Consider the following 20661-nt stretch of genomic DNA (forward strand, 5'->3'; position numbering starts at 1 on the left):
CCGCTGCGCGTTGTCGTTCCAGCACGCCGGCCATTCAGAGGTACAGGCGCGCGTCCTTCCAGCGCTCCTCGAACTCGGCCAGCCGTCGCGTCGCGCGGCGGGGATTTCGGGAGGCGATCAACGTGACCAGGGCGTTCACGAGGCTGAGCGGCGCGACGTAGGACTCGATGATGGACTTCAGATCCGTGCGGGCCACGAGCGCGACGTCCCCCTGCTGGGCCAGCGGCGAGGTGGCCTTGTCGGTGATGACGACGGTCCGGGCTCCGCGGCCCTTGGCCTGCATCAGGACCTCGTAGGTCTGACGGGTGTAGCGCGCGAAGCTGATGGCGACGAGGACGTCGCGCGTGCCCAGCCCCGCCGTCTGCTCCGGCAGATCGCCGATCCCGGGGACGACGAGCCGAGACGTTCCCAACGTCAACTGCAGCCCGAAGTGGAGGAACACCGCCACTGCATGGGCGCTGCGCAGGCCCAGGACGTAGACGTGCCGGGCGCCTATGATGGCGTCCGCTGCCCGCGCCAGCGAAGCCCGATCGACATCCCCATGGGTGCGGCGCAGGTTCTCCAGGTCGCTCGCGAAGACCTGCGCGACGACGTCCCGCCCGCCCCGCCGGCCACCGGCCGCCTCTTCCAGGCGGCTCACCGTCGAGCGTTCGGCCCGGACCAGGTTCCGGAAGGCCTCCTGGAGCTCCGGGAAGCCCTCGTAGCCGAGGGCCCCGGCGAGCCGGGTGACCGTCGAGGTGCTGAGACCGATCCGCTCGGCGATCTGTCCGGCGGTGAGAAAGACTGCCTCGTCGTAGTTCTGGTAGAGATAGTCGGCCGCGCGGCGCTGCCCCTTCGAGAGCCTGGGGTGCGCCGCCAGGATGTGCTGCAGGAGTCGCGGCCGCACTGATCGGACCTCCCCGTCGGGCGAGCCCATCGCTGGTGCGCTCACGCGCGCGCGGGTCTCCCGAGCCGCGCCCGCTGGGTGAAGAACACGAGCGCGACGATGCCCACGGCGGGCACGAAGACCCAGTGCGCCGATGGCCGACCCGTCGGCACCTTCACCGCCCCGATGCTCCAGCCCGGCTCGAATCCGCTCTTCTTGGCCTGGCTGCCGAACTTCACGCCGGCGACCTGGGCCTGACCTCCCAGCACGGTCACCGTGAGGCCCGCGTCGGCGAGGCGCCTTCGCCCGTCACTGGGCGGGCCCACCTGCACCGCCACCGTCTTCCTGACACGTTCGCCCTCGACGTTCAACCCCTCGATCACCAGCACGAGACTGTCCTTGTCGGGCAGACGCTTCGCCACCTCGAAGATCTGGCTGGCCGGCACTTCACGGTAGGGCTCGTACAGGCGGTCCACGAACCAGTCGGGACGGAACAGCATGAAGCAGGCCAGCAGCAGCGCCGCCGTCTCCCACCAGCGACTGCGGGTCTGGAAGTAGTTGAACGTGGCCGCGGTGAACAGCAGCGACGCGGCCGTGCCGGCGAGCGCTACCAGGAGCATCTCGGTCCAGCTACGAACGCCGATGAACAGGAGTGCGGGGTTGAAGACGAAGACGAAGGGCAGGATCACGGTGCGCAGCGCGTAGACCGAGCCCTGGATCCCGGTCTTGATCGGGTCCTCGCCGGAGATCGCCGCGGCGGCGAAGGTCGCCAGCCCGACGGGCGGCGTGATGTCGCCCATGATGCCGTAATAGAAGACGAACAGGTGCACCGCGATCAGCGGAATAACGAGGCCCGCCTCGGCGCCCAGCTCCACGACCACCGGCGCCATCAAGGTCGCCACCAGGATGTAGTTGGCCGTGGTGGGCACCCCCATGCCCAGCACGAGGCACACGACCGCCGTGAAGAGCAGCATCAGGACCACGTTCCCCTGGGAGACCACCTCCACGAAGTCGGTCATCCTCAGGCCGAGGCCGGTCAGGGTGATGGCCCCGACGATGATGCCCGCGCACGCCGTCGCGACCGCGATGCCCACCATGCTGCGCGCCCCGTCGTCGAGGCCCCTCACGACCTCCTCCACGCCCTGGCGGAGGCCCGCGGCGATTCCCCCCTGGCCGCGGAACACGGCCAGGAGCGGCCGCTGCGTGATCATCAGGGCCAGCAGCGTCGCCGTGGCCCAGAACGCCGAGAGCCCGGGGGACAATTCCTCGATCATGAGGGACCAGATCAGCACGCCGATCGGGATGAGGAAATGCAGCCCCGCCTGCACAGTCGGCCAGGTCTCGGGCAGGATGGGACGATTGACGTCGATGGCCGTCGGCAGGTCCGGGCACCGGCTCGACGTGTAGAGCAGCGCGACGTACAGGGCGGCAAGCAGCGGGCCCAGCGCCCAGGGCGCGGCCGGCCCCAGCAGCGCCCGCACCCCGATCGTGACGAAATAAACCAGGCCCAGCACCGCGATCGTGCCCGACAGCCCCAGTCCCCACGCGAGCAGTCTCTTCCTGACCGTCCGCTCACGTGCGTGCGCCATGGGCTGCATGCCGAGCTTGAGCGCCTCGAGGTGCACGATGTAGAAGAGCGAGATGTAGGAGAGCGTCGCCGGCAGGAAGGCGTGCTTGATGATGTCGGTGTAGGGGATGCCGACGTACTCCACCATCAGGAACGCCGCCGCCCCCATCACAGGCGGCATGATCTGGCCATCGACGGAGGACGCGGTCTCGATGGCGCCCGCCTTGACTCCACCGTAGCCGGCCTTCTTCATGAGCGGGATCGTGAAGATGCCGCCCGAGACCACGTTCGACACGGAGGAGCCGGAGATCAGGCCGTTCAGGGCCGAAGAGACCACGGCGACCTTCGCCGGCCCGCCCCGGAGGTGCCCCAGCATCGCGAAGGACACCTGCATCATGTAGTTGCCGGCGCCGGCGCGATCGAGGAGGGCGCCGAAGAGCACGTAGATGAAGATGTAGCCCACCGACACGCCGAGGGCGATTCCGTACACGCCCTCGGTGGTCAGCCACATGTGCGACAGGAGCCGGGTGACGGAGGCCCCCTTGTGGGCGATGACATCCGGCAGACGGGGACCGAGGAGAATGTAGGCGAGGAACATCATGGCGAGCGTCGCCATGGGGAGCCCGACGCTGCGCCGCGTGGCCTCCAGGAGGATCAGCATCCCGGCCGTGGCCGTCAGCACGTCCATCGTGCTCGGCTGGCCGGGGCGCTGGGCCACGCTGCTGTAGAACAGGAACAAGTAGCCGCCGCAGAAGGCGCCGGCCGCCGCGAGGAGCCAGTCCTGGGTCGGAATCCGGTCCCGCGGCGAGGACTTGAGGGCCGGGCAGGCGAGGAACGCAAGAAAGAGGCCCGTGGCCAGATGAATGGCACGGGCCTCGGTATCGTTGAGCACGCCGAAGCCGAGCGCGAACGGCAGCGGCGAGGCGTACCAGAGCTGGAACAGCGACCACAGGACGGCCATGCCGAACAGAATCCTGCCGGCAGAGCCGACCGCCTGGCGGCCGCCCGTATCGACGTCGGCGACGAGCTGCTGGAGGTTTGCAGCCCGCGTCAGCTCCATCGAGGCCACGGCTCCCGGCGAGCCGCGCAGGCCGCTACTTGACCCAGCCCTTCTCGCGGTAATACCGCAGCGCGCCCTCGTGCAGCGGTGCCGCCAGGCCATCCTTGATCATCTTCTCCGGCCTGAGCACGGCGAACGCCGGATGCAGCTTCTTGAAGTCGTCGAAGTTGTCGAAGACGGCCTTGACGACGTGGTAGATCACGTCGGCGGGGACGCTGGCCGAGCTGACGAAGGTCGCCAGCACGCCGAACGTCCGCGTCTCCTGGGGGTTGTTCGGGTACATCCCGCCGGGGATGACGGCATAGGCGTAATACGGCCGTGACTTCACCAGCGTGTCCACGGCCGGGCCGGTCAGCGACACGAGCTTCGCCCCGCACGTGGTTGTCGGATCCTGGATGTTCGCCGACGGGTGGCCGACGCCGTAGAAGAAGCCGTCGATCTTGCCATCGCAGAGCGCGGCCCCGTGCTCATCGGCCTTCAGCTCGGACGGCAGAGAGAAGTCGGACAACTTCCACCCCATGGCGGAGAGCAGCTCCTCCATGGATGCCCGCGTACCGGAGCCCGGGTTGCCCACGTTGAAGCGCTTCCCCTTGAAGTCCTCGAACCGCCGGACGCTCGCCTCCTTGCGCGCTGCGACGGTGAACGGCTCGGGGTGAAGCGAGAACACCGAGCGCAGGTCGCCGTACGCGCCCGCGTCCTTGAACTGGGCGAGGCCCTTCGCCGCGTTGTAGTGCACGTCGGACTGGGCCACGCCCATGTCCAGCTCGCCGGCGCGGATCGTGTTGATGTTGAACACGGAGCCACCCGTGGATTCGACCGAGCAGCGGATGCCGCGCTTGGCGCGGTCCTTGTTGACCAGCCGGCAGATGGCGCCGCCGGAGGCGTAGTAGACGCCGGTGACCCCGCCGGTGCCGATGGTGACGAACCGCTGCTGGGCCTGCACCGGAGCGGGGGCGCCGGCGATGGCGAGTGTCAGGCCCGCAGCCAGGAGAGCGAATCCAGCGATGCCGCGCTTGCCGAGACCGGGCTTGTCCATGGTCCCCTCCGTCACTGTGATCTCATCCGGCCGGGATGGTGCGGGCGTCCACGCCAGCGGCGCCGCCGAGCCCGAGCAGCCGGATCATGCCGGCCGCGTGCGGGGCCAGGGCTGCGCTGTCGGGCTCGAGCGTTGGGTCGAGCCGCGACGCATTGGTCGCGAAAGGAACCTCTCGCGCCAAGGAGCGCGGACGCACCGAGCGGGCCTCCAGATCTTCCGAAGCCATACGACGGGTTGAGCCTAATCCAGCTGCAAATCTCTTGTCAATACAAGAAATAGTGCAAAATACGTTGCGCAAGAATGGCAGGCGCTTCGAATCCGAACCGTCGCATGCGATCGTCCCGATCCTCACGTCCACCGAGGCGAGTCGCGACGTCATGCTGGTGAGGGTGGTGGACGACGACGTCGATCAGCGCGATCCTGCCCTGGGCGGCGCCAGGGCAATGGCGTGACCACCACAGGCCCGGCAGCTATGTCCAGTCGAGAATCACTTTGCCTGTCTGACCCGAGAGCATCACTTCAAACGCCTCCTGAAACTTCGTGAAGTGGAAGCGGTGGGTGATCACGGGGCGGATGTCGAGGCCCGACTGCAGCATCACCGTCATCTTGTACCAGGTCTCGTACATCTCCCGCCCGTAGATGCCCTTGATGGTGAGCATGTTGAAGATCACCGTGTTCCAGTCGATCGCCATGTCTTCCGAGGGGATGCCCAGCAGGGCGATCTTGGCGCCGTGGCACATGTTGGCGAGCATGTCGCGGAACGCCGCAGGGTTCCCCGACATCTCCAGCCCGACATCGAATCCCTCTCGCATGCCGATCTCCGTCTGCACGTCGGCGAGCCCGGTCGAGCGGGCGTCCACGGCGAGCGTGACGCCGACCTTGCGGGCCAGCTCCAGGCGGTAGGAATTCACGTCCGTGATCACGACGTACCTGGCTCCGGCGTGGCGCACGACGGCGGCTGCCATGATGCCGATCGGGCCCGCGCCGGTGATGAGCACATCCTCTCCCAGCACGGGGAAGGACAGCGCTGTGTGCACCGCGTTTCCGAAGGGATCGAAGATGCAGGCGATGTCCCTGTCGATCGAGGCGTCGTGGGGCCAGATGTTGCTCATCGGCAGCGCGATGTACTCGGCGAAAGCGCCGGGCCGGTTGACGCCGACGGCTGAGGTGCGCGCGCACAGATGCCGGCGCCCGGCCAGGCAATTCCGGCAGCGTCCGCACACGACATGGCCTTCCCCGCTGACGAGGTCGCCGGGCCGGAAGCCGGCGACGTTGGTCCCGACCGTCACGATCTCCCCCACGAACTCATGGCCGATCGCCATGGGAACGGGGATCGTGCTCTGCGCCCACGCGTCCCATCTGAAAATGTGCAGATCGGTTCCGCAGACCGCCGTGCGATCGACCTTGATCAGCACGTCGTTGATGCCGATGTCGGGCATCGGCACCTCTTCGAGCCACAGGCCGGGCTCGCTCCGGCTCTTCACGAGCGCTTTCATGTCAGGTGCCCGTGTGAATGTGCGTCCTCGGACATGTGAGTGAACTCACGCGTGGACCGCTCGCGCGCGCCCGCGGCTCCGAGTCCTGACGGATCGGAATTGGCCTGATCGACTTCTTCCTTTCCTTCCGCATGCCCGTGCCCTTGGCCACGCGCTCACCCCCCTCTTGTCGCGATGGGGACGATTCGCGCTCCGCTGATTATACGCCGCCGGAGTCCCATGGCCGGGAGGACCGGCGCACCAGACGGGATCCTCTACCATTCGCGCCGGGATCCCGACGACACGGCACTCGCGATCCTTGACCGGGCGGGCGAGAAGGTTCGAGTGGAACCACTTGACGGACTGAAGGAACCTAAGCATAGGGAGTTACTGGCGCAGATCTACGAGCGATACGGAGTCGCCGAACTCCCATAGATGGCCCCTGGATGCGAGGGGCCAGGATCGAGGAAGATCGGTCAGCGGGCGGTTGCCGCTCACCCGATCCAGACTGGCCTCCGGCGGGACCGCTCAGGCTTCCCGGTACCAGTGGGCCAGCCGCCAGAAGGCGGAGTCCCAGCCCGTGAGGTCCATGCCCTTGAGCCGCGTCGCGGAGGCCGAGACCCCGTTCCGCCACAGGATCGGGATGACCGCGGCCTGCTGGATCACGATGTCGTTCATGCGGACGAACAGCGCCGCCCGCTTGACGGGGTCAAGCTCGGACTCGGCCGCCCGGTAGGCTCGGTCGTACTCCTCGCTCCGGAAGCGGGTGACATTCCGGCCCTGCCACTTGTTCGTCTTCGAGGCGATCTCCCAGGAGCAGAACTGGTTCATGAAGTACCGCGGGTCCGGCGCGGTGTGGGCGGTGGTGTACATCTGGAGATCGGCATAGAAGTGCGGGAAGGTGTCGGGGTTGGCCGGGTCCGAGGAGAAGAACACCGAGGCCACGACCGACTTGAGCTCGAGATCGATCCCCGCCTTGGCTGCTGCTTGCTTGACGATCTGCTGCGTCTTCTGCCGAGCGGCGTTGATGGACGTCTGGTAGACCATCCGGAGCTTCTTGCCGTCCTTGGCCCGGATGCCGTCGGGGCCGCGCTTCCACCCGGCCGCGTCCAGGAGCTGGTTGGCCCTGTCGATGTTGAACTCCCACTTCAAGTTCGGGGAGCGGAAGCGGGACGGGGCGTTGAGGAAGTTGGCGCTGGTCTGACCCAGGCGGCCGTAGATCTGCTCCTGGACCGAGGCGCGGTCCACGAGGAGACCGAGGGCCTGGCGCACGGCGAGGTCCGAGAGCAGCGGATGGGTGGTCCTGGCGCTCGCCCGCTCGCCGTCCACCTCGGTCCGCGGGTCGGAGAAGTTGCACTGGATGTGCTCGGGGTCCCCCGTGGGCCAGATGTTCACGCGGCCCTTGCCGCCCTGCTCCAGCCGAGCCAGGATCTCGTCCTCGACCTGCATGTTCCAGGCGTAGTCGAACTCCCCCGTCTGGAGCACCGCCCGGGCGGCGGAGACCGCATCGCCCCCGCCCTTCATCTCGATGGTGTCGAAGAAGGGCAGGTTCGGCAGGTGATAGGCGGGGTTCAGCTGGCCCTTGACGACGTCCCCGGGCTTGAAGTCCACGAAGCGGTACGGCCCGGTCCCCATGGCCTTGAGATTCCCGGGCGCCTCGCGGGACTTGGCGCCCTTGTACGGCGCGAAGACGTGCTTCGGGATGAGCATGCCGCGGCTGCCGCAGAAGGCGTCCGACCAGAACGGCTGGGGCGTCTTGAAGACGACCTTCACCGTGTGGCTGTCGAGGGTGTCGATCCGGGCGATCTCGCGATAGGAGCCGCTGGTCACGGCGGCCGTCGCGGGGTCGGCCACGTACTCCCAGTTGAAGACCACGTCCTCCGCCGTGAAGGGCTTGCCATCGTGCCAGCTGACGCCGCGCTTGAGCCGCCAGGTCACCCAGGTCAAGTCCTTCGCCAGCGTTCCGGCGGCCACGCTCGGCACCTCGGCAGCGAGGATGGCCACCACGTTGCCGTCGGGGTCGAAGCCGGCCAGGGGCTCGTAGAAGATGCGGGCCGCATCCTGGTCCTTGATGCCGTTGGCGAAGTGCGGGTTGAGGAGCGTGGGGGCCTGCCACCACAGCGTCCGGAGCTGTCCGCCACCGCCGCGTCGCGTCGGCGTGACGGTTGCCGCGGGGGCCTGGGCCTGGGCCATGCCGGCCGGGCCGAGCATCTGGGTGGCCAGGGGCGCGGTGAGCCCGAGCCCCAGCATGGTGTGCATGAAGCGGCGGCGGCTCAGCCGGCCCGCCTTGACTTCCTGGATCAGCTCACGCAGCGCGTGCTCGTCCATGGCGATCCTCCTTTGAGTCCCCGGTCGGGCGGGCAGGGTACATCGCCCCTCCCCTTCATCTACCGCGTTCTGTCGTGGCTCGGTGCACCACTGTCCCGTGCTGCAGCACGCACCACACCCGGCTCACTGCCGTGAGGTCGACGAGGGGGTCGCCGTCGAGCACAACCAGGTCGGCCCACTTGCCGCATTCAATCGTGCCCAGCTCGTCCTCCAGCCCCAGCGCGCGCGCTGACCCCCATGTTCCTGCCCGGATGGCGTCCAAGGGAGGTACCCCTGCTTCAGCCATCAGGCGCAGCTCGGTCATCAAGTCCTCGTGTGGGTTGAACGGCGTGCCCCCATCGTTGCCCGCCGCGATGATGACGCCGGCCCGCCACGCCAGCTGGAAGGTGTGCGTGTTCGCCGCGTTGATCCTCCCCATCTTGTCCATCGCGTACTGGGGGATGCCACGGGCCCGTCCCGCCTGCGTGATCCGGTACGCGGCGGCCAGTGTCGGGACGAACACGAGATCGCGTTCCTTCATCATGGCAGCGGCTTCGTCGTCGAGGAACACGCCGTGCTCGATCGTATCGATCCCGGCGCGGATGGCGGCTTTCATGCCCTCGATGCCTTGCGCGTGCACGGCGGTGCGGCGGCCAGCCCTGCGCGCCTCGCTGGCGCCCGCCCGCAGCTCGTCTTCTGTCAGCTGCGCGGTACCCGGCTCAACGCCAGGGGTCAACACGCCCCCGGTGGCCATGAGCTTGATCAGGTCGGCCCCCGCCTTGAGCTGCTCGCGCACCGCCTTGCGCACCTCGTCGGGGCCGTCGCTCTCGCGGCCCATGGGCCACCCCTGGCCCCCGGTCATGGTGATCTGCTTCCCGGCGCACAACAGGCGCGGTCCGGGAATCTCCCCCCTCTTGATCAAGTCGCGCACCGCCAGCTCGATGAAATCGACGCCGCCGACGTCCCGTGCCGTCGTGATGCCGGCTTCAAGCATGCGTCGAGCGCGGCTGGCCGCGCGAATGGCCGTGACCGCCGGGGGCTCGTCGCGCAGCGCCTTGAGGGGATCAGGCGCGCCCGCGTCGTGGGTCAGGTGGACATGAGCGTTGATCAGGCCGGGCATCACCGTGCGCCCACCGATGTCGAGCGTGTCGGGATCGGGGTAGTCGGCCAACCGATTGTCCGAGGCGATATCCCGCACGCGCTCGTCCAGAATCAACGTCGCGTTCTCGATCGGGGCGGCTCCCGTGCCATCAATCAAGCGCGCGCCAATCAGTTTCATCCGACCCCTCCTCCTCCCTCCGTCCTGCCGCCGGACGGGCCTCGACCTGCCCAATCTCCGCCTGGCGTCACGTCGAGAGCTCGCCTTGCGGTTCCGGCCCGTCGTGCCCACGGGGTGCGGGGCGGGCTGATGGCCTGGCACCAGGCCTCAGTCTCGCGACAACCTCAGCCAGCCTGCCCAGATCGGACGGCTTCGCGAGACAGGCGTCGTATCCGGAGGCAAGGATCAGATCACGGCCCGCAGCGTCCGCGCCGCCGGTGAAGGCGATGGCCGGGATGGCCGCTCCCCGTGTGCTCGGCATCGCGCGGATCATCCGTATGAGCCAGAACCCGTTGTTCCCGGCCATGTAGATGCCGCTGACGAGAACATCCGGGCGCTCGCGCTGCACGAGTTCGAGCGCCTGGACAGCGGTGCCCGTCGAGATGACCGTGGCCCCGCGGCCCACGAGCATCTCGACCACGAGGTCGCGAACGTCGGCGTCGGCATCGACGACCAGCACCCGCACCCCGACCAGGCAAGCGGCTGCCCCGCCGGGATCACTTTCGCCTCCCGTCAACTGCCCTCCCCCGCGCCGCCGCCGAGCCATGCCGGAAGGGCCACTCGCCGGACACCCACGTCCTGCTACCCATTCGGCACCTCGGCCCGGTGATAGCTGTCGATGCGGTCTGGAAACTCCAGCGGGATGGTGGCGTCGATACCCGCCTTGGTGCTGAGCACATCCCCCAGCTTGCGGAGCGACGGGGGTGTCCGCGCGAGCGCCGAGGGGTCCAGGGCCATGGCCATCCTCGGGAGGATGATGAGGTCCCGATCCCACTGAGACCGGGTGACGGTCGCCCACTCGACCTGCTCGGGATCGAACGGATCGATGTCCTTGTCCACGACGGTCACCCACTTGACGTCACGGCTGGCCTCGGTCGGGGTCAACGTGGCCACGATCACATGGGAGGGATCGTACTCGTGTCGCTTGTCGATCTGGACGACCGCGTGAAATCGGCAGCAGCTCCCGACGGTCAAATGGACCGCCCGGACATTCGGCACGAGCTGGCGCAAGTGGTCGAGCAGGTCCGCTTCGCGGCAGACCCCGCCGATCAGCCAGTTGTCTCGCGATCCGGGGAGCACGTCGAGATAGATGGGCTTCGCCCGGCGCGTGATCGCCTTGACGCGAATGACCGGGTTCTGCCGCGGCGGGGCATCGTAGACGAGCGAGTAATCCGCGTAGGGCCCCTCCGAAGCGCGGACCCCGGGAAGCATCTCCCCTTCGATCACGATCTCGGCGTGAGCCGGAACCTCGAGATCGACGGTCTCGCACTTCACCACCTCGAGGGGCTCCCCTCTGAGGGCGCCCGCGACCTCCAGCTCATCCACCTCCAGCGGCACCAGCCGGGCGGGCATCCCGCCCTCGAGCCAGGTCGCAGGATCGGGCCCGATGACGATCGCGACCTCGAGCGGGCGGCCGTGCTGCTCGGCGCGAAGGTAGAGCTCGAACAGATGACGATAGAAGTTGATCATGACATGCAGCGTCGCGCGGTCATGGACCAGCATTCGCGCGAAGGACAGGTTTCGCTTCCCCGTCTGCAGATCCTTCGCCACGATGACGCCGCTGCTGATGTAGTGGCCGGCGTCCTTCTCGAAGTGCCAGGGATTCGGAAGCTGCGAGAGCAGGTCCACGTCGTCCCCGCTGACCCGCACCTCTCGCACCGGCCCGTCGGCAACCAGGCGGGTCGGGATCGGACGTCGGGCGGCTGCGATCAGCCGATCGGTCAGCGCCACCGTCGGTTCGACCCCCAGGATGTGGGCGACGTTCTCCCGCCGGTTGAAGATGTTGGCGACGATCGGCATCGCCGACCCCTTCACCGTGTCGAAGAACACCGTGTGCTTGCCGTCGTGCTGCTGCTCCCACCGCGCCACGTCGAACTTGGGCGAGACCGGTTCCGTCACGTGGACGACCTGCCCGCGAGATTCGAGGTACGCGAGATAGGAACGGAGATCGTCGTACCCGGCCATGGACGAGTGTCCTTTCAGGGGCGGCGGCTAGGCCACCGGCGGAGCGCTCCGGGCTGCGTCCTGAGCGTGACGGATCGCCTCCCAGATCCGCGCAGGGGTGAGGGGGAGGCGGGTGATCTTGATCCCCAAGGGGGCGAGGGCGTCCTCCACTGCGTTGGCGATGGCGGCGAGCGACGGGATCGCGCCCCCTTCGCCCACCCCCTTCGTGCCCAGGACGGTGAACGGGGAGGGGGACTCGAGCGTCTCCACCGTGAACGAGGGGACGTCCATCGCCGTCGGCTTCGGATAGTCCGTGAAGGTGCCGGTCAGCAGTTGCCCGTGGTCATCGTAGACGAACTCCTCGAGCAGCGTCGCGCCGACGCCGTGGGCCGTCGCGCCGTGGACCATCCCCTCCACGAGCCGCGGATTGATCTCCCTGCCGCAGTCGTGAACGATGACATACCGCAGAAAGCGGACGGCCCCCGTCCTGGGATCCACCTCGACGGCTGTGACATGCACCGAGTTGCTGAAGGTGAGCTGCACGCGGACCCGTCTGGAGCCATCCGGCCGGTTCGCCGTGGGGTTGACGTAGTAGTAGCGGGCCTCCAGTCCGCCCTGCACCCCCGGGGGGAGCGCGAGGAGGTCGCGGTAGGCGGCCGCCGCGACCTCCGCCAGCGTGACCCGGCGTCCCGGGAGGCCACTGACGGTGATGACCCCGTCGTGGAGGTCGAGGTCCTCGGGCGCTACCTCCAGGAGGTGGCCGGCGATCCCGGCGATCTTCGCGCGCACCGCCCGGGCGGCGCCAACGATGGCTCCCGTGTCGGTCCCCGCGAACTTGTTGGAGAAGCTCCCCGACGAGAACATCCAGGGGTTCTCGTGTGAATCGAACCAGGGGCTCACGCTCACCTGCTCCGGCGTGACCCCCAGCTCGTCCGCGACGATCTGGCCGATCACGGTGGGGTAGCCCTGGCCGCTCGCCACGTTGCCCGTGGCGACCCGCACGCTGCCGTCCAGCTCCACCCGGACCAGCGCGGCTTCCCCGACCCCCGAGGTCCCCGGCTTGCCGGTGGCGAGAATGTAGGCGGAGAGGTTGGAGGTGCTGGGCTCGACCGCGGCCGCGATCCCGATTCCCACGAAGCGATTGGCCTGCCGAGCCTCGGCCTGGGCCGCCCGGAGGCCGGCATAATCGGCGACGGCCAGGGCTCGGCGGAGCGTCTCGGGGTAGTCCCCGCTGTCGTAGACGGCGCCCACCGGCGTCTCGTACGGGAACTCCTCGGGCTGGATGAAGTTCGCGAAGCGGATCTGGGCCGGGTCTTGGCCGAGACCCCGGGCGGCCAGATCCATCATGCGCTCGATGGCGAAGCACATCGCGGGCTTGCCGATTCCCCGGTTCGCGCCGGAGGGGCACTTGTTCGTGAGCACGGCATAGCCCTCGAAGCGCACGGCCTTGATCTGGTAGCAATTGACGATGTTGCTGAGCTTGAGGAGGCTGTACAGGGTCGGGTTCTGCAGATTGCACCCCTCGTCCACGAGGTCCCGCACCGAGAGCGCCAGGACGCGGCCGCCAGGCCCCAGCGCCACCTTCACGTCCATCACGCCGTTGGCGGCGTGCATGAGGGCGGTCAGGTTCTCCTGCCGGTCCTCGACGTACTTCACCGGTCGCCTGGTCTGCCGGGCCAGCATCGCCGCCAGGACCAGGTAGGGGGCTTTCCGCTTGTTCCCGAAGCCCCCGCCGATTTCCGGCCCGACCAGCCGCAACCGGTTCTGAGGGATCCGGAGCGCATCCGTCACCACGCCGCTCGTGAGACCGGGCCGCTGGTCATTGCTCCAGATCGTCACCAGACCGGTCCCGGGATCCACCTGGGCGATCACGCCAAATGTCTCGAGCGGTGTCGAGGCATACCGGTGCATGGTGAATCGCTCGGCGAGGATCTCCCTGGCAGCCGCGAAGGCCCCATCCACGTCACCGTAGGTGAACGTGTCATGCCACAGCACGTTGCTTCCCAGCTCCCCGAACAGGACCGGCGAGCCGTGCTCGATCGCCCTCTCGGGATCCACGACGACGGGCAGCGGCTCGTACTCGACGCGGATCGCGTCGAGCGCATCCTCGGCCGAGGCCCGGTCCCCCGCTGCCACCGCCGCGACCGGCTCCCCCACGTATCGAACTCGCTCGACTGCCAGGGGATAGGTGCTCGGGGGATGCGGGATAGGGATGAGCGGACGGAGCGGGGCCATGGCCCGGACGAGATCGTCCCCGACGAGAACAGCGGCGACGCCCGGGACGGTCGAGGCTCCTCGCGTGTCGACGCGCAAGATGCGGGCATGGGCATGGGGGCTCCGGAGGATGGCCAGGTGAAGCATGCCCGGCATCCTGAGGTCGTCGACGTAGGTGGCTCGCCCCGTCAGAAAGCGCGGGTCTTCGACTCGCTTGAGCGCCCGACCGATCCATCTCGTGGGGCCATTCTCGGCGCTCACGAGCGTCCCCGTCACTCGGCCGCCCGCGCCGCCGCCCAGCCCACCGCCCGGACGATATTCTGATACCCCGTGCACATGCACAGGTTCCCCGAGAGCGCCCGGCGGATCTGGGTCTCGGTCGGAGCGGGAACCTGTTCAAGGAGGTGGACCACCGTCAGGACCATCCCCGGCGTGCAGAAGCCGCACTGCAGCCCGTGGCACTCCCAGAACGCTTCCTGGACCGGATGGAGGCGCTCCCCGTCAGCCAGTCCCTCGATCGTCGTGACCTGGGCGCCGGAAGCCTGCACAGCGAGCATGAGGCAGCTCCGGACCGGGCGCCCGTCGAGGAGGACGGTGCAGGCGCCGCAGGCGCCCTGCTCGCACCCGACATGGCATCCTGTCAGCCCCCATTCCTCCCGCAGGCAGTCCGCCAAACTCATCCGCGCCGGGACCTGGGCAGTCCGGGGCTCGCCGTTCACCGTGACGGACACGACGTACCGGCTAGCCATGTGTCGCGTGTCCCCCGGCCCTGGCCGCCGCCGTCGCGAGGGCGCGCGAGGTCAGGGTCCGCATGAGGTCCCGACGGTACGCGGCGGACCCATGCACGTCGGATCGGACGTCGATGCCCGCGTCCGCCAGGGCCGCGGCCTCGCCGAAGGCTCGCGTGTCCGGCGTCCGGCCGAGAAGGCTTGCCTCCGTGGCCGAGGCCCGGTGACACCGGTCCGCGCCCCCGATGACCACCACCCGGGTTGGCTCCGCGATCCGGCCGTTGTCCACCGCGAGGGCCACCACGGCTCCCGCGAGGGCGAAGTCGCCGGCGCGGCGGGCGAACTCCATGCAGGCCCACCCCCACGCCGGGGACCATGGGGGCAGGACGATCTCGCTCAAGATCTCACCGGGAGCGAGATCGGTCGTCATCGGGCCCAGGAAGAAGTCCGCGGCCTTGACGGTCCGGCCTCCGCGCGTCCCGGCCAATCCGAGGACGGCGTCGAGGGCAATGGCCACGGCGGGAAGCTCAGCGGCCGGGTCGGCATGGGCCAGACTCCCCCCCACCGTGCCCCGGAAGCGGATGGCCGGATGACCGATCAGAGACAAGGCCTCCGCGAGAAGCGGAGCCCGCGCAAGGACGAGCGGGGACGCCTCGGCGTCGGCCTGCCGCGTCATGCTGCCGATCGCCAACCCCTCCCCTTCTGGGCGAATCCCCGCCAGGGCATCGATGCGGTTCAGGTCGACCACGAGCCTCGGACGGAGAAGCCGGAAGTTCAGCAGAGGGATGAGGCTCTGGCCGCCGGCCAGAACCTTGGCGTCCTCGCCGGCCTGAGCCAGAAGATGCAGGGCTTCCACGACGGTGGTGGGGGCGGCGAAGTCGAACGGGGCGGGCTTCATGGCCCGGCGGGAGGGGTTCCGCCAAAGAGCGTGAGCGCCGTCGCCCCGAGGATCGCGACCTCCGCGGATTCCGTCAAGCGAGCGGCCCTGACCGAGGCGACCGGGTCCGGATCGCCGACGTCGAAGGGATAGTCACTCCCCAGCATGATTCGATCGGCACCAGTCACCTCTGCGAGGTACCTGAGCGGCAGCGCCCAGTGGGTGATGGTGTCGTAATAGAACCAGCGGAGCGCGTCGATGGGGCCGAGGCCTCTGGCCCCCGCCTCGAGCCGGTGCCCCCGCTCCAGGCGGCCGGCCTGATACGGGAAGAAGCCGCCGGCATGGACCAGCATCACCCGGAGCTCCGGGAACCGATCGGCCACGCCCCCGAACACCATCGCTCCGGCGGCCAGCGTGGTGTCGAACGGATAGCCGAGCAGCCGGAGGAACCCGTGCGGGCCGAGGCGATCCTCGCCGGCCACATGCCATGGGTGCAGGATGATCGGCACTCGGAGTGCCGCCGCCGCAGCCCAGAAGGGGTCGAGGCCCGGTCGGTCGAGAGGCGAGCCCATGACGTTGGTGCCTATCTGGACTGCGCGCAAGCCAAGACCGCCGATGGCGTGTTCCAGCTCGGCGGCCGCTCGTGTTCCGTCCTGAAGGGGGACGGTGGCCACGCCCAGGAAGCTCCCCGACCCGTCCGCGTGGAGCGCTTCAGCGAGGCTCTCATTCAGCAGCCGACTCCAGCGCTGGCCTTCCTCCGGGGGAAGGGAGTAACCAACAAGGTCCATCCAGGGAGCCAGGATCTCTTGGTCCACGCCCGTCGCGGTCATGGTGTGGCGTCGCGCGGCAAGGTCAAGGAGCCTGGGCAGGACCGGGCGCGTGGAGCCCAGATCCGGGAAGCGGACCCGCTTCCGGCCCCCCTCCAGCTCCTCCACACCCGCACCGTAGCGGTCCGGATGGCGGGCGAGCTCCTCGAGGACCCGCGGAGGAACGAAGTGCGCATGCGCGTCCACCGTCCGGGGAGTCGTCATGGGCCTACAGGAAGATCGATCCGCCGTCGACGACGAGGGTCTGTCCCGTCACGAAGGCGCTGTCGGCCGATGCCAGATACACCACGGCACCCTCCACGTCCTCCGCGGTCTGGTCCCGCCTGAAGCACCGGCTCTGGACCACGGGAGCGCTGAGGGCGCCAGCCAGCGTCGGATTCTGCCGCACCGTCTCGCTGAGGACGAAGCCCGGCGCGACCGCATTGACCGCGATCCCGTAGTCGCCCACTTCCCGGGCGAGCGCACGGGTGAGGGCGATCACGGCGCCCTTCGACGCCACGTAGTGGAGAAAGAGCGGCGAACCCTTCATCACGATGGCCGACGCGACGTTGATGATTCGCCCGGACCGCTGGGCCTTCATCGTGGGCACGACCGCCTGACAGCAGAAGAAGACCCCCTTGACGTTCACCGCCATGATGCGATCCCACTCGGTCTCGCTCAGCGCCTCGAACGGGGTCGGCTGGAGTGGCGCGAAGATGCCGGCATTGTTCACGAGGATGTCGATCCGCCCGAAATGATCGACGGCGGTCCGGGCCATCGCGCGGACCATCGGCTCCTGGGTCACGTCCACGGAGACACCGAGCGCCTCGCCACCCGCGGCCTCGATCTCCCGGACCGTCGGGGCGGGATCGACGATGTCCGCGACGACGACCCGAGCCCCTTCGGCCGCAAGACGACGGCTGTAGGCTCGCCCGATGCCCACAGCGCCCCCCGTCACGACGGCCACCCGCTCCGTGAGTCTCACCGGCCCCCCCGCGGTCAGGGTCACTTCTTCGCGGCGTTCAGGTAGCTCATGTCCACGATCGATTCGAGGGGGATGACCTGCTTCTGGGAGCGCACCATGACAAAGTGCTTCTGGGTGTCCAGGAGATCGTCCAGCGCCAGCCTGTCGGTGATCTCCACCTCCTGGAGCAGCTCCAGCGCGAGATCCGACGGCACATCGCTGAACTTCTTGACGAAGGACAGGTACTCCTCCGTGTGCTTGCCCTGCTGGACCTCCCGCGCGTACTGCTGCGCGCGCAGGTAAACCCGGAGAAAGCGCACCACGGCCTCCCGGTTGGCGGCGAGAAAGGCCTGGGGGCCCGCCAGGGCGCGCACCTGGATCTCCGGGACGAAGTCCGTCTCCTTCACGAGCTCGACGGCCAGCCCCTTCTTCACCGCCAGCTTCACCCAGCGCGTCCGCATCCGTGCGCCGTCCACGTCCTTCTGCTCCAGGGCGCGCAGGATGTCCGCCTCGTTGGCGACCCGCACCCAGTTGATGTGCCGGAAGCTCTCCCCGAAGACCTTGTGCCCGATGGGGAAGGGGCTGATCTGCCCCTTGGGCGGCACGGGAGCGAAATCGGCCAGCTTTCGCCCTTCGAGGTCCTTCACCGACTTGACCGCGCCACTGTCATACAGGTCCTTGCGGACCACGTACCCTCGCACGTTCCGGGCAGGCTCGTTCCCCCGAGCCGCCACCGCGAGGGCCGAGCCAGCGACGATCCGGAAGCTCGCCCCCTCGATGATCATGTTCCAGAAGTTCGGGGGCAGGTAGCCGTCCAGGAGGTCGATGTTGCCGGACGCCAGGAGGATCGGGTACTGCATGAAGTTGCGCACCTCGGTGACCTCCACCTCGACGCCTTCCTGGGCGAACCACCCCTTTCCCTCCGCGATGATCAGCGGCTCCGACCGGCCGCCGACGCGGATCTTGGCCGGGCCTGCGGCCAGTGACTCGCCCACCAACCCCGCGGACACCAGCAGGAGGGCGCCCACCGCCGCGCGCGCCAGCGGCATACCCCGATTGGCCGGAACTTTCATGTCCGTTCTCCTTTCCCCGTGGACCGGGGCTACTTCTCCGGGTTCCAGGGAAGCGCCCAGCGCTCGAGAACGTCGAGCGCCTTGAAGACGACGATCCCGAAGATCCCGATGGCCATCAGATTGGCGTAGAGAAGGTCGGTCTTGAAGAACTCCGTCGCCCAGGCGAGGAGGTATCCGACGCCGCTCTGCGCGATGTACATCTCGACGGCCACCACCACGATCAGCGACACCGCCGCCCCCATCCGGAGCCCCCCGAAGATGATGGGCAGCGCGCCCGGAAGAACGACCTTGGTGGTGACCTGGAAGCGGTTCGCCCCGAGGTTTCGCGCGGCACGGATGAGAATCGGGTCCACCGCCAGGATCCCGGTGATCGTGTTCAGGAGCACCGGGTACATGGCGCTGGCGACGATCGACGCCACGATGGGCGCATTGCCGATACCGAAGATCACGAGGAATAACGAGAGCAGCGCGATCTTGGGGAGTGGGTACGTCGCGGCGATCAACGGGCTGAAGAAGAGCCGGAGCGGCGCGGACAGGCCGATGGCGAGCCCGAAGGCCACCGCCCCTCCCGCGCCGATGACGTACCCAAGGAGCATGCGGCCGACCGTGATCTTGAAGTGCGACAAGAGCTCGCCCGTCACCAGGATCTCCCAGAACTTCCACAGCACGGAGGAGAAGGCGGGGAGGAACAGGGCCTTGACGATTCCGAGGCGGACGATCAGCTCCCACACGGCCACGGTGACGAGGAGCGGCATCACGCTGAGCGCCACGCGCCTGAGCGCTCCGGCGTCGCCAGGCGACCGCCCCCCGATGACAGGCGCCGCCACGCGTGCGCGCTGGCCAGTCACGGATGTCATGGCGTGGCCTGGAGGCCGGGGAATTCCGCCTGGATCTCCCGCCACGCCTGATCGGTCGCGTCGTGGAAGTCCGGGTGGGTGAGCATCTCGAGCGAGCGCGGCCGCGGAAGCTTCACACGAATCGTCTTCTTCACGCGTCCGGGCCGGGCGGTCATGATGGCGACCCGATCGCCCAGAAGCACCGCTTCATCGATGCTGTGGGTCACATAGACGACGGTCTTCCTGTATCGGTCCCAGATGCGGAGGAGCTCGACCTGCATGAGGGCCCGCGTCTGCGCATCCAGCGCCGCCAGCGGCTCGTCCATGAGCAGGATCTCGGGATCGTTGCAGAGGCCGCGGGCGAGGGCGACGCGCTGCTTCATGCCCCCGGAGAGCTCGTGCGGGTAGGCATCCTCGAACCCGGCCAGCCCCACCGCCTCGATCAGCTGGCGGGCACGATCCAGCCGTTCGTTCCGGGGGGCCCCACGCACCTCGGGCCCGAAGATGATGTTGCCGAGCACCGTGCGCCAGGGGAAGAGCGCATACCCTTGCCAGACCATCGTGTTGAGGGGCGCCGAGTTCCGCCGAGCGCCCTCGAACTCGACCTGTCCCGACGACGGCGCCTCCATGCCGCCGATGATGAGCAGGAGGGTGGACTTCCCGCACCCCGACGGCCCCAGGATCGTCAGGAACTCACCGTCCTCGACGTCCAAAGACACATCGGCGAGGGCCTCGACCTGCCGCCCTCGCGCCCAGTAGGTTTTTGCCAGATCCCGGATGCCGATGCGCATGGTCCGCGGGTCGTCTCGCAGCGGTCAGACCGTCCCCTTGCTCTTGGCTTCGAGCGCCCGCTGGATGTCGATGATGTGGCGCCGCATCGTGCTCGCGGCGAGCGACGAGTCGTGCATCCCGAGGGCACGCAGGAGGGCCCGATGATGGTTCAGCGTTCGCCGGACGACGGTCACGGGGAGCGTCGTCTGCAGGGCGTTGACCTCGAGCGTGTCCACCACGGACTCGACACAGAGGGCGATGAACTGGTTGCCGGTGAAGCCCGCCAGCAGCTTGTGGAACTCGAGGTTCGACAGCCGCGCCTCCTTCCCGCTTCCGAGCAGCGCTTTGGCCGCCTCCACGTTCTCCTCGAGCTTCGCCAGCTGATCCCGGGCAATGCTCCGAGCCACCAGCCGGGCGATCTCGGGCTCCAGCATCAGGCGGGCCTGCGTGAGCTCGTGGACGGTCGTCCGGCCCAGGCGAAGCATCGTCGAGAGAGACTCCGTCACCGGTCGCGCATCCGGTCTCGCGACGACCGCGCCTCCGCCAGCCCCGGCGCGGATTCCCAGAAGTCCGGCGATCTCCAGGGAGTGGAGGGCCTCGCGCACGACGAGCGGGCTCGCTCCGAAGGTCTCCGCCAGCTCCCGCTCGGACGGCAGGCGCGCCCCCGAGGAGAGCTTGCCCGAGAGGATCGCCTCGCGGACTTGCCCGGCGATCTCCTGGGCCAGCCGTCGGCCGCGGACCGATGTAAACACTATGCGTAACGTGTTATCCAGTTACTGGCTTTGTGACAATGGCGCATACGCCTCATCTTCATGGGAGA

Annotated in this window: 19 protein-coding genes; 1 reads left to right on the forward strand and 18 read right to left on the reverse strand. The window is 68.4% G+C overall.

What is annotated here, in order from left to right; all coding sequences use genetic code 11:
* Positions 1 to 34: 34 nt before the first annotated feature.
* The 4 genes from HYV93_19090 to HYV93_19105 are packed head-to-tail and all read right to left on the reverse strand — an operon-like array spanning position 35 to position 4724.
* Positions 35 to 931 carry a MurR/RpiR family transcriptional regulator gene (locus tag HYV93_19090; protein MBI2528074.1) on the reverse strand — a complete coding sequence of 299 codons (897 nt, stop codon included), beginning with the start codon at positions 929 to 931 and terminating at the stop codon, positions 35 to 37.
* Positions 928 to 3492: a TRAP transporter permease gene (locus tag HYV93_19095; GenBank protein MBI2528075.1), complete on the reverse strand. Its 2565-nt coding sequence runs from the start codon at positions 3490 to 3492 to the stop codon at positions 928 to 930. Before HYV93_19095 ends, HYV93_19090 begins: the two co-directional genes overlap by 4 nt.
* A 34-nt stretch (positions 3493 to 3526) precedes the next feature.
* Positions 3527 to 4528: a TAXI family TRAP transporter solute-binding subunit gene (locus HYV93_19100; GenBank protein ID MBI2528076.1), complete on the reverse strand. Its 1002-nt coding sequence runs from the start codon at positions 4526 to 4528 to the stop codon at positions 3527 to 3529.
* A gap of 22 nt (positions 4529 to 4550) precedes the next feature.
* Positions 4551 to 4724, reverse strand: a complete 174-nt coding sequence (locus tag HYV93_19105) for a hypothetical protein (protein ID MBI2528077.1) — start codon at positions 4722 to 4724, stop codon at positions 4551 to 4553.
* Between the two features lie 82 nt (positions 4725 to 4806).
* On the opposite strand from HYV93_19105, the gene HYV93_19110 reads away from it, so the two are divergent.
* A complete protein-coding gene (locus HYV93_19110) occupies positions 4807 to 4980 on the forward strand; it encodes a hypothetical protein (protein ID MBI2528078.1) in 174 nt (57 codons plus the stop codon).
* An 18-nt stretch (positions 4981 to 4998) separates the two neighbouring features.
* On the opposite strand, the gene tdh is transcribed toward HYV93_19110, so the two are convergent.
* From tdh to HYV93_19180, 14 genes are all read right to left on the reverse strand, one after another.
* Positions 4999 to 6024 (reverse strand): L-threonine 3-dehydrogenase, encoded by a 1026-nt coding sequence (tdh, locus tag HYV93_19115; GenBank protein MBI2528079.1) that lies wholly within the window; start codon positions 6022 to 6024, stop codon positions 4999 to 5001.
* A 507-nt stretch (positions 6025 to 6531) separates the two neighbouring features.
* Positions 6532 to 8331, reverse strand: a complete 1800-nt coding sequence (locus HYV93_19120; protein ID MBI2528080.1) for a peptide ABC transporter substrate-binding protein — start codon at positions 8329 to 8331, stop codon at positions 6532 to 6534.
* A 55-nt stretch (positions 8332 to 8386) separates the two neighbouring features.
* Positions 8387 to 9589 carry an amidohydrolase family protein gene (locus tag HYV93_19125; protein MBI2528081.1) on the reverse strand — a complete coding sequence of 401 codons (1203 nt, stop codon included), beginning with the start codon at positions 9587 to 9589 and terminating at the stop codon, positions 8387 to 8389.
* A gap of 67 nt (positions 9590 to 9656) precedes the next feature.
* Positions 9657 to 10145 (reverse strand): response regulator, encoded by a 489-nt coding sequence (locus HYV93_19130; GenBank protein ID MBI2528082.1) that lies wholly within the window; start codon positions 10143 to 10145, stop codon positions 9657 to 9659.
* A 65-nt stretch (positions 10146 to 10210) separates the two neighbouring features.
* On the reverse strand, positions 10211 to 11593 hold the full coding sequence (locus HYV93_19135; protein MBI2528083.1) for a UbiD family decarboxylase: 1383 nt from the start codon (positions 11591 to 11593) through the stop codon (positions 10211 to 10213).
* A 27-nt stretch (positions 11594 to 11620) separates the two neighbouring features.
* The gene (locus HYV93_19140) at positions 11621 to 14062 is read right to left on the reverse strand and encodes a xanthine dehydrogenase family protein molybdopterin-binding subunit (protein MBI2528084.1); all 2442 of its coding nucleotides are present in this window, start codon (positions 14060 to 14062) and stop codon (positions 11621 to 11623) included.
* Positions 14059 to 14535, reverse strand: a complete 477-nt coding sequence (locus HYV93_19145) for a (2Fe-2S)-binding protein (GenBank protein ID MBI2528085.1) — start codon at positions 14533 to 14535, stop codon at positions 14059 to 14061. Before HYV93_19145 ends, HYV93_19140 begins: the two co-directional genes overlap by 4 nt.
* Complete coding sequence (locus HYV93_19150) at positions 14528 to 15412, reverse strand: xanthine dehydrogenase family protein subunit M (protein ID MBI2528086.1); 885 nt, start codon at positions 15410 to 15412, stop codon at positions 14528 to 14530. Before HYV93_19150 ends, HYV93_19145 begins: the two co-directional genes overlap by 8 nt.
* Positions 15409 to 16422, reverse strand: coding sequence for an amidohydrolase (locus HYV93_19155; GenBank protein ID MBI2528087.1), 1014 nt, complete (start codon positions 16420 to 16422; stop codon positions 15409 to 15411). Before HYV93_19155 ends, HYV93_19150 begins: the two co-directional genes overlap by 4 nt.
* Positions 16423 to 16426: 4 nt before the next feature.
* Complete coding sequence (locus HYV93_19160; GenBank protein MBI2528088.1) at positions 16427 to 17182, reverse strand: 3-oxoacyl-ACP reductase FabG; 756 nt, start codon at positions 17180 to 17182, stop codon at positions 16427 to 16429.
* Between the two features lie 20 nt (positions 17183 to 17202).
* Positions 17203 to 18234, reverse strand: coding sequence for an ABC transporter substrate-binding protein (locus tag HYV93_19165; protein MBI2528089.1), 1032 nt, complete (start codon positions 18232 to 18234; stop codon positions 17203 to 17205).
* Positions 18235 to 18263: 29 nt separating this feature from the next.
* Complete coding sequence (locus HYV93_19170; protein MBI2528090.1) at positions 18264 to 19091, reverse strand: ABC transporter permease; 828 nt, start codon at positions 19089 to 19091, stop codon at positions 18264 to 18266.
* Entirely contained in the window at positions 19088 to 19861 is a 774-nt protein-coding gene (locus HYV93_19175; protein ID MBI2528091.1) for an ABC transporter ATP-binding protein, read from the reverse strand. Before HYV93_19175 ends, HYV93_19170 begins: the two co-directional genes overlap by 4 nt.
* A 24-nt stretch (positions 19862 to 19885) precedes the next feature.
* A complete protein-coding gene (locus tag HYV93_19180) occupies positions 19886 to 20593 on the reverse strand; it encodes a FadR family transcriptional regulator (protein ID MBI2528092.1) in 708 nt (235 codons plus the stop codon).
* Positions 20594 to 20661: the final 68 nt, after the last annotated feature.

This window comes from Candidatus Rokuibacteriota bacterium (genome assembly GCA_016188005.1).
Classification (GTDB): Bacteria; Methylomirabilota; Methylomirabilia; order Rokubacteriales; family CSP1-6; genus UBA12499.

What these genes read in the sequence shown, in the direction of transcription:
- HYV93_19095 (MBI2528075.1), bottom strand. Translation starts at nt 3,492, where the DNA reads ATGGAGCTGACGCGGGCTGCAAACCTCCAGCAGCTCGTCGCCGACGTC.
- HYV93_19100 (MBI2528076.1), bottom strand. Translation starts at nt 4,528, where the DNA reads ATGGACAAGCCCGGTCTCGGCAAGCGCGGCATCGCTGGATTCGCTCTC.
- tdh (MBI2528079.1), bottom strand. Translation starts at nt 6,024, where the DNA reads ATGAAAGCGCTCGTGAAGAGCCGGAGCGAGCCCGGCCTGTGGCTCGAA.
- HYV93_19120 (MBI2528080.1), bottom strand. Translation starts at nt 8,331, where the DNA reads ATGGACGAGCACGCGCTGCGTGAGCTGATCCAGGAAGTCAAGGCGGGC.
- HYV93_19125 (MBI2528081.1), bottom strand. Translation starts at nt 9,589, where the DNA reads ATGAAACTGATTGGCGCGCGCTTGATTGATGGCACGGGAGCCGCCCCG.
- HYV93_19135 (MBI2528083.1), bottom strand. Translation starts at nt 11,593, where the DNA reads ATGGCCGGGTACGACGATCTCCGTTCCTATCTCGCGTACCTCGAATCT.
- HYV93_19145 (MBI2528085.1), bottom strand. Translation starts at nt 14,535, where the DNA reads ATGGCTAGCCGGTACGTCGTGTCCGTCACGGTGAACGGCGAGCCCCGG.
- HYV93_19150 (MBI2528086.1), bottom strand. Translation starts at nt 15,412, where the DNA reads ATGAAGCCCGCCCCGTTCGACTTCGCCGCCCCCACCACCGTCGTGGAA.
- HYV93_19155 (MBI2528087.1), bottom strand. Translation starts at nt 16,422, where the DNA reads ATGACGACTCCCCGGACGGTGGACGCGCATGCGCACTTCGTTCCTCCG.
- HYV93_19165 (MBI2528089.1), bottom strand. Translation starts at nt 18,234, where the DNA reads ATGAAAGTTCCGGCCAATCGGGGTATGCCGCTGGCGCGCGCGGCGGTG.
- HYV93_19170 (MBI2528090.1), bottom strand. Translation starts at nt 19,091, where the DNA reads ATGACATCCGTGACTGGCCAGCGCGCACGCGTGGCGGCGCCTGTCATC.
- HYV93_19175 (MBI2528091.1), bottom strand. Translation starts at nt 19,861, where the DNA reads ATGCGCATCGGCATCCGGGATCTGGCAAAAACCTACTGGGCGCGAGGG.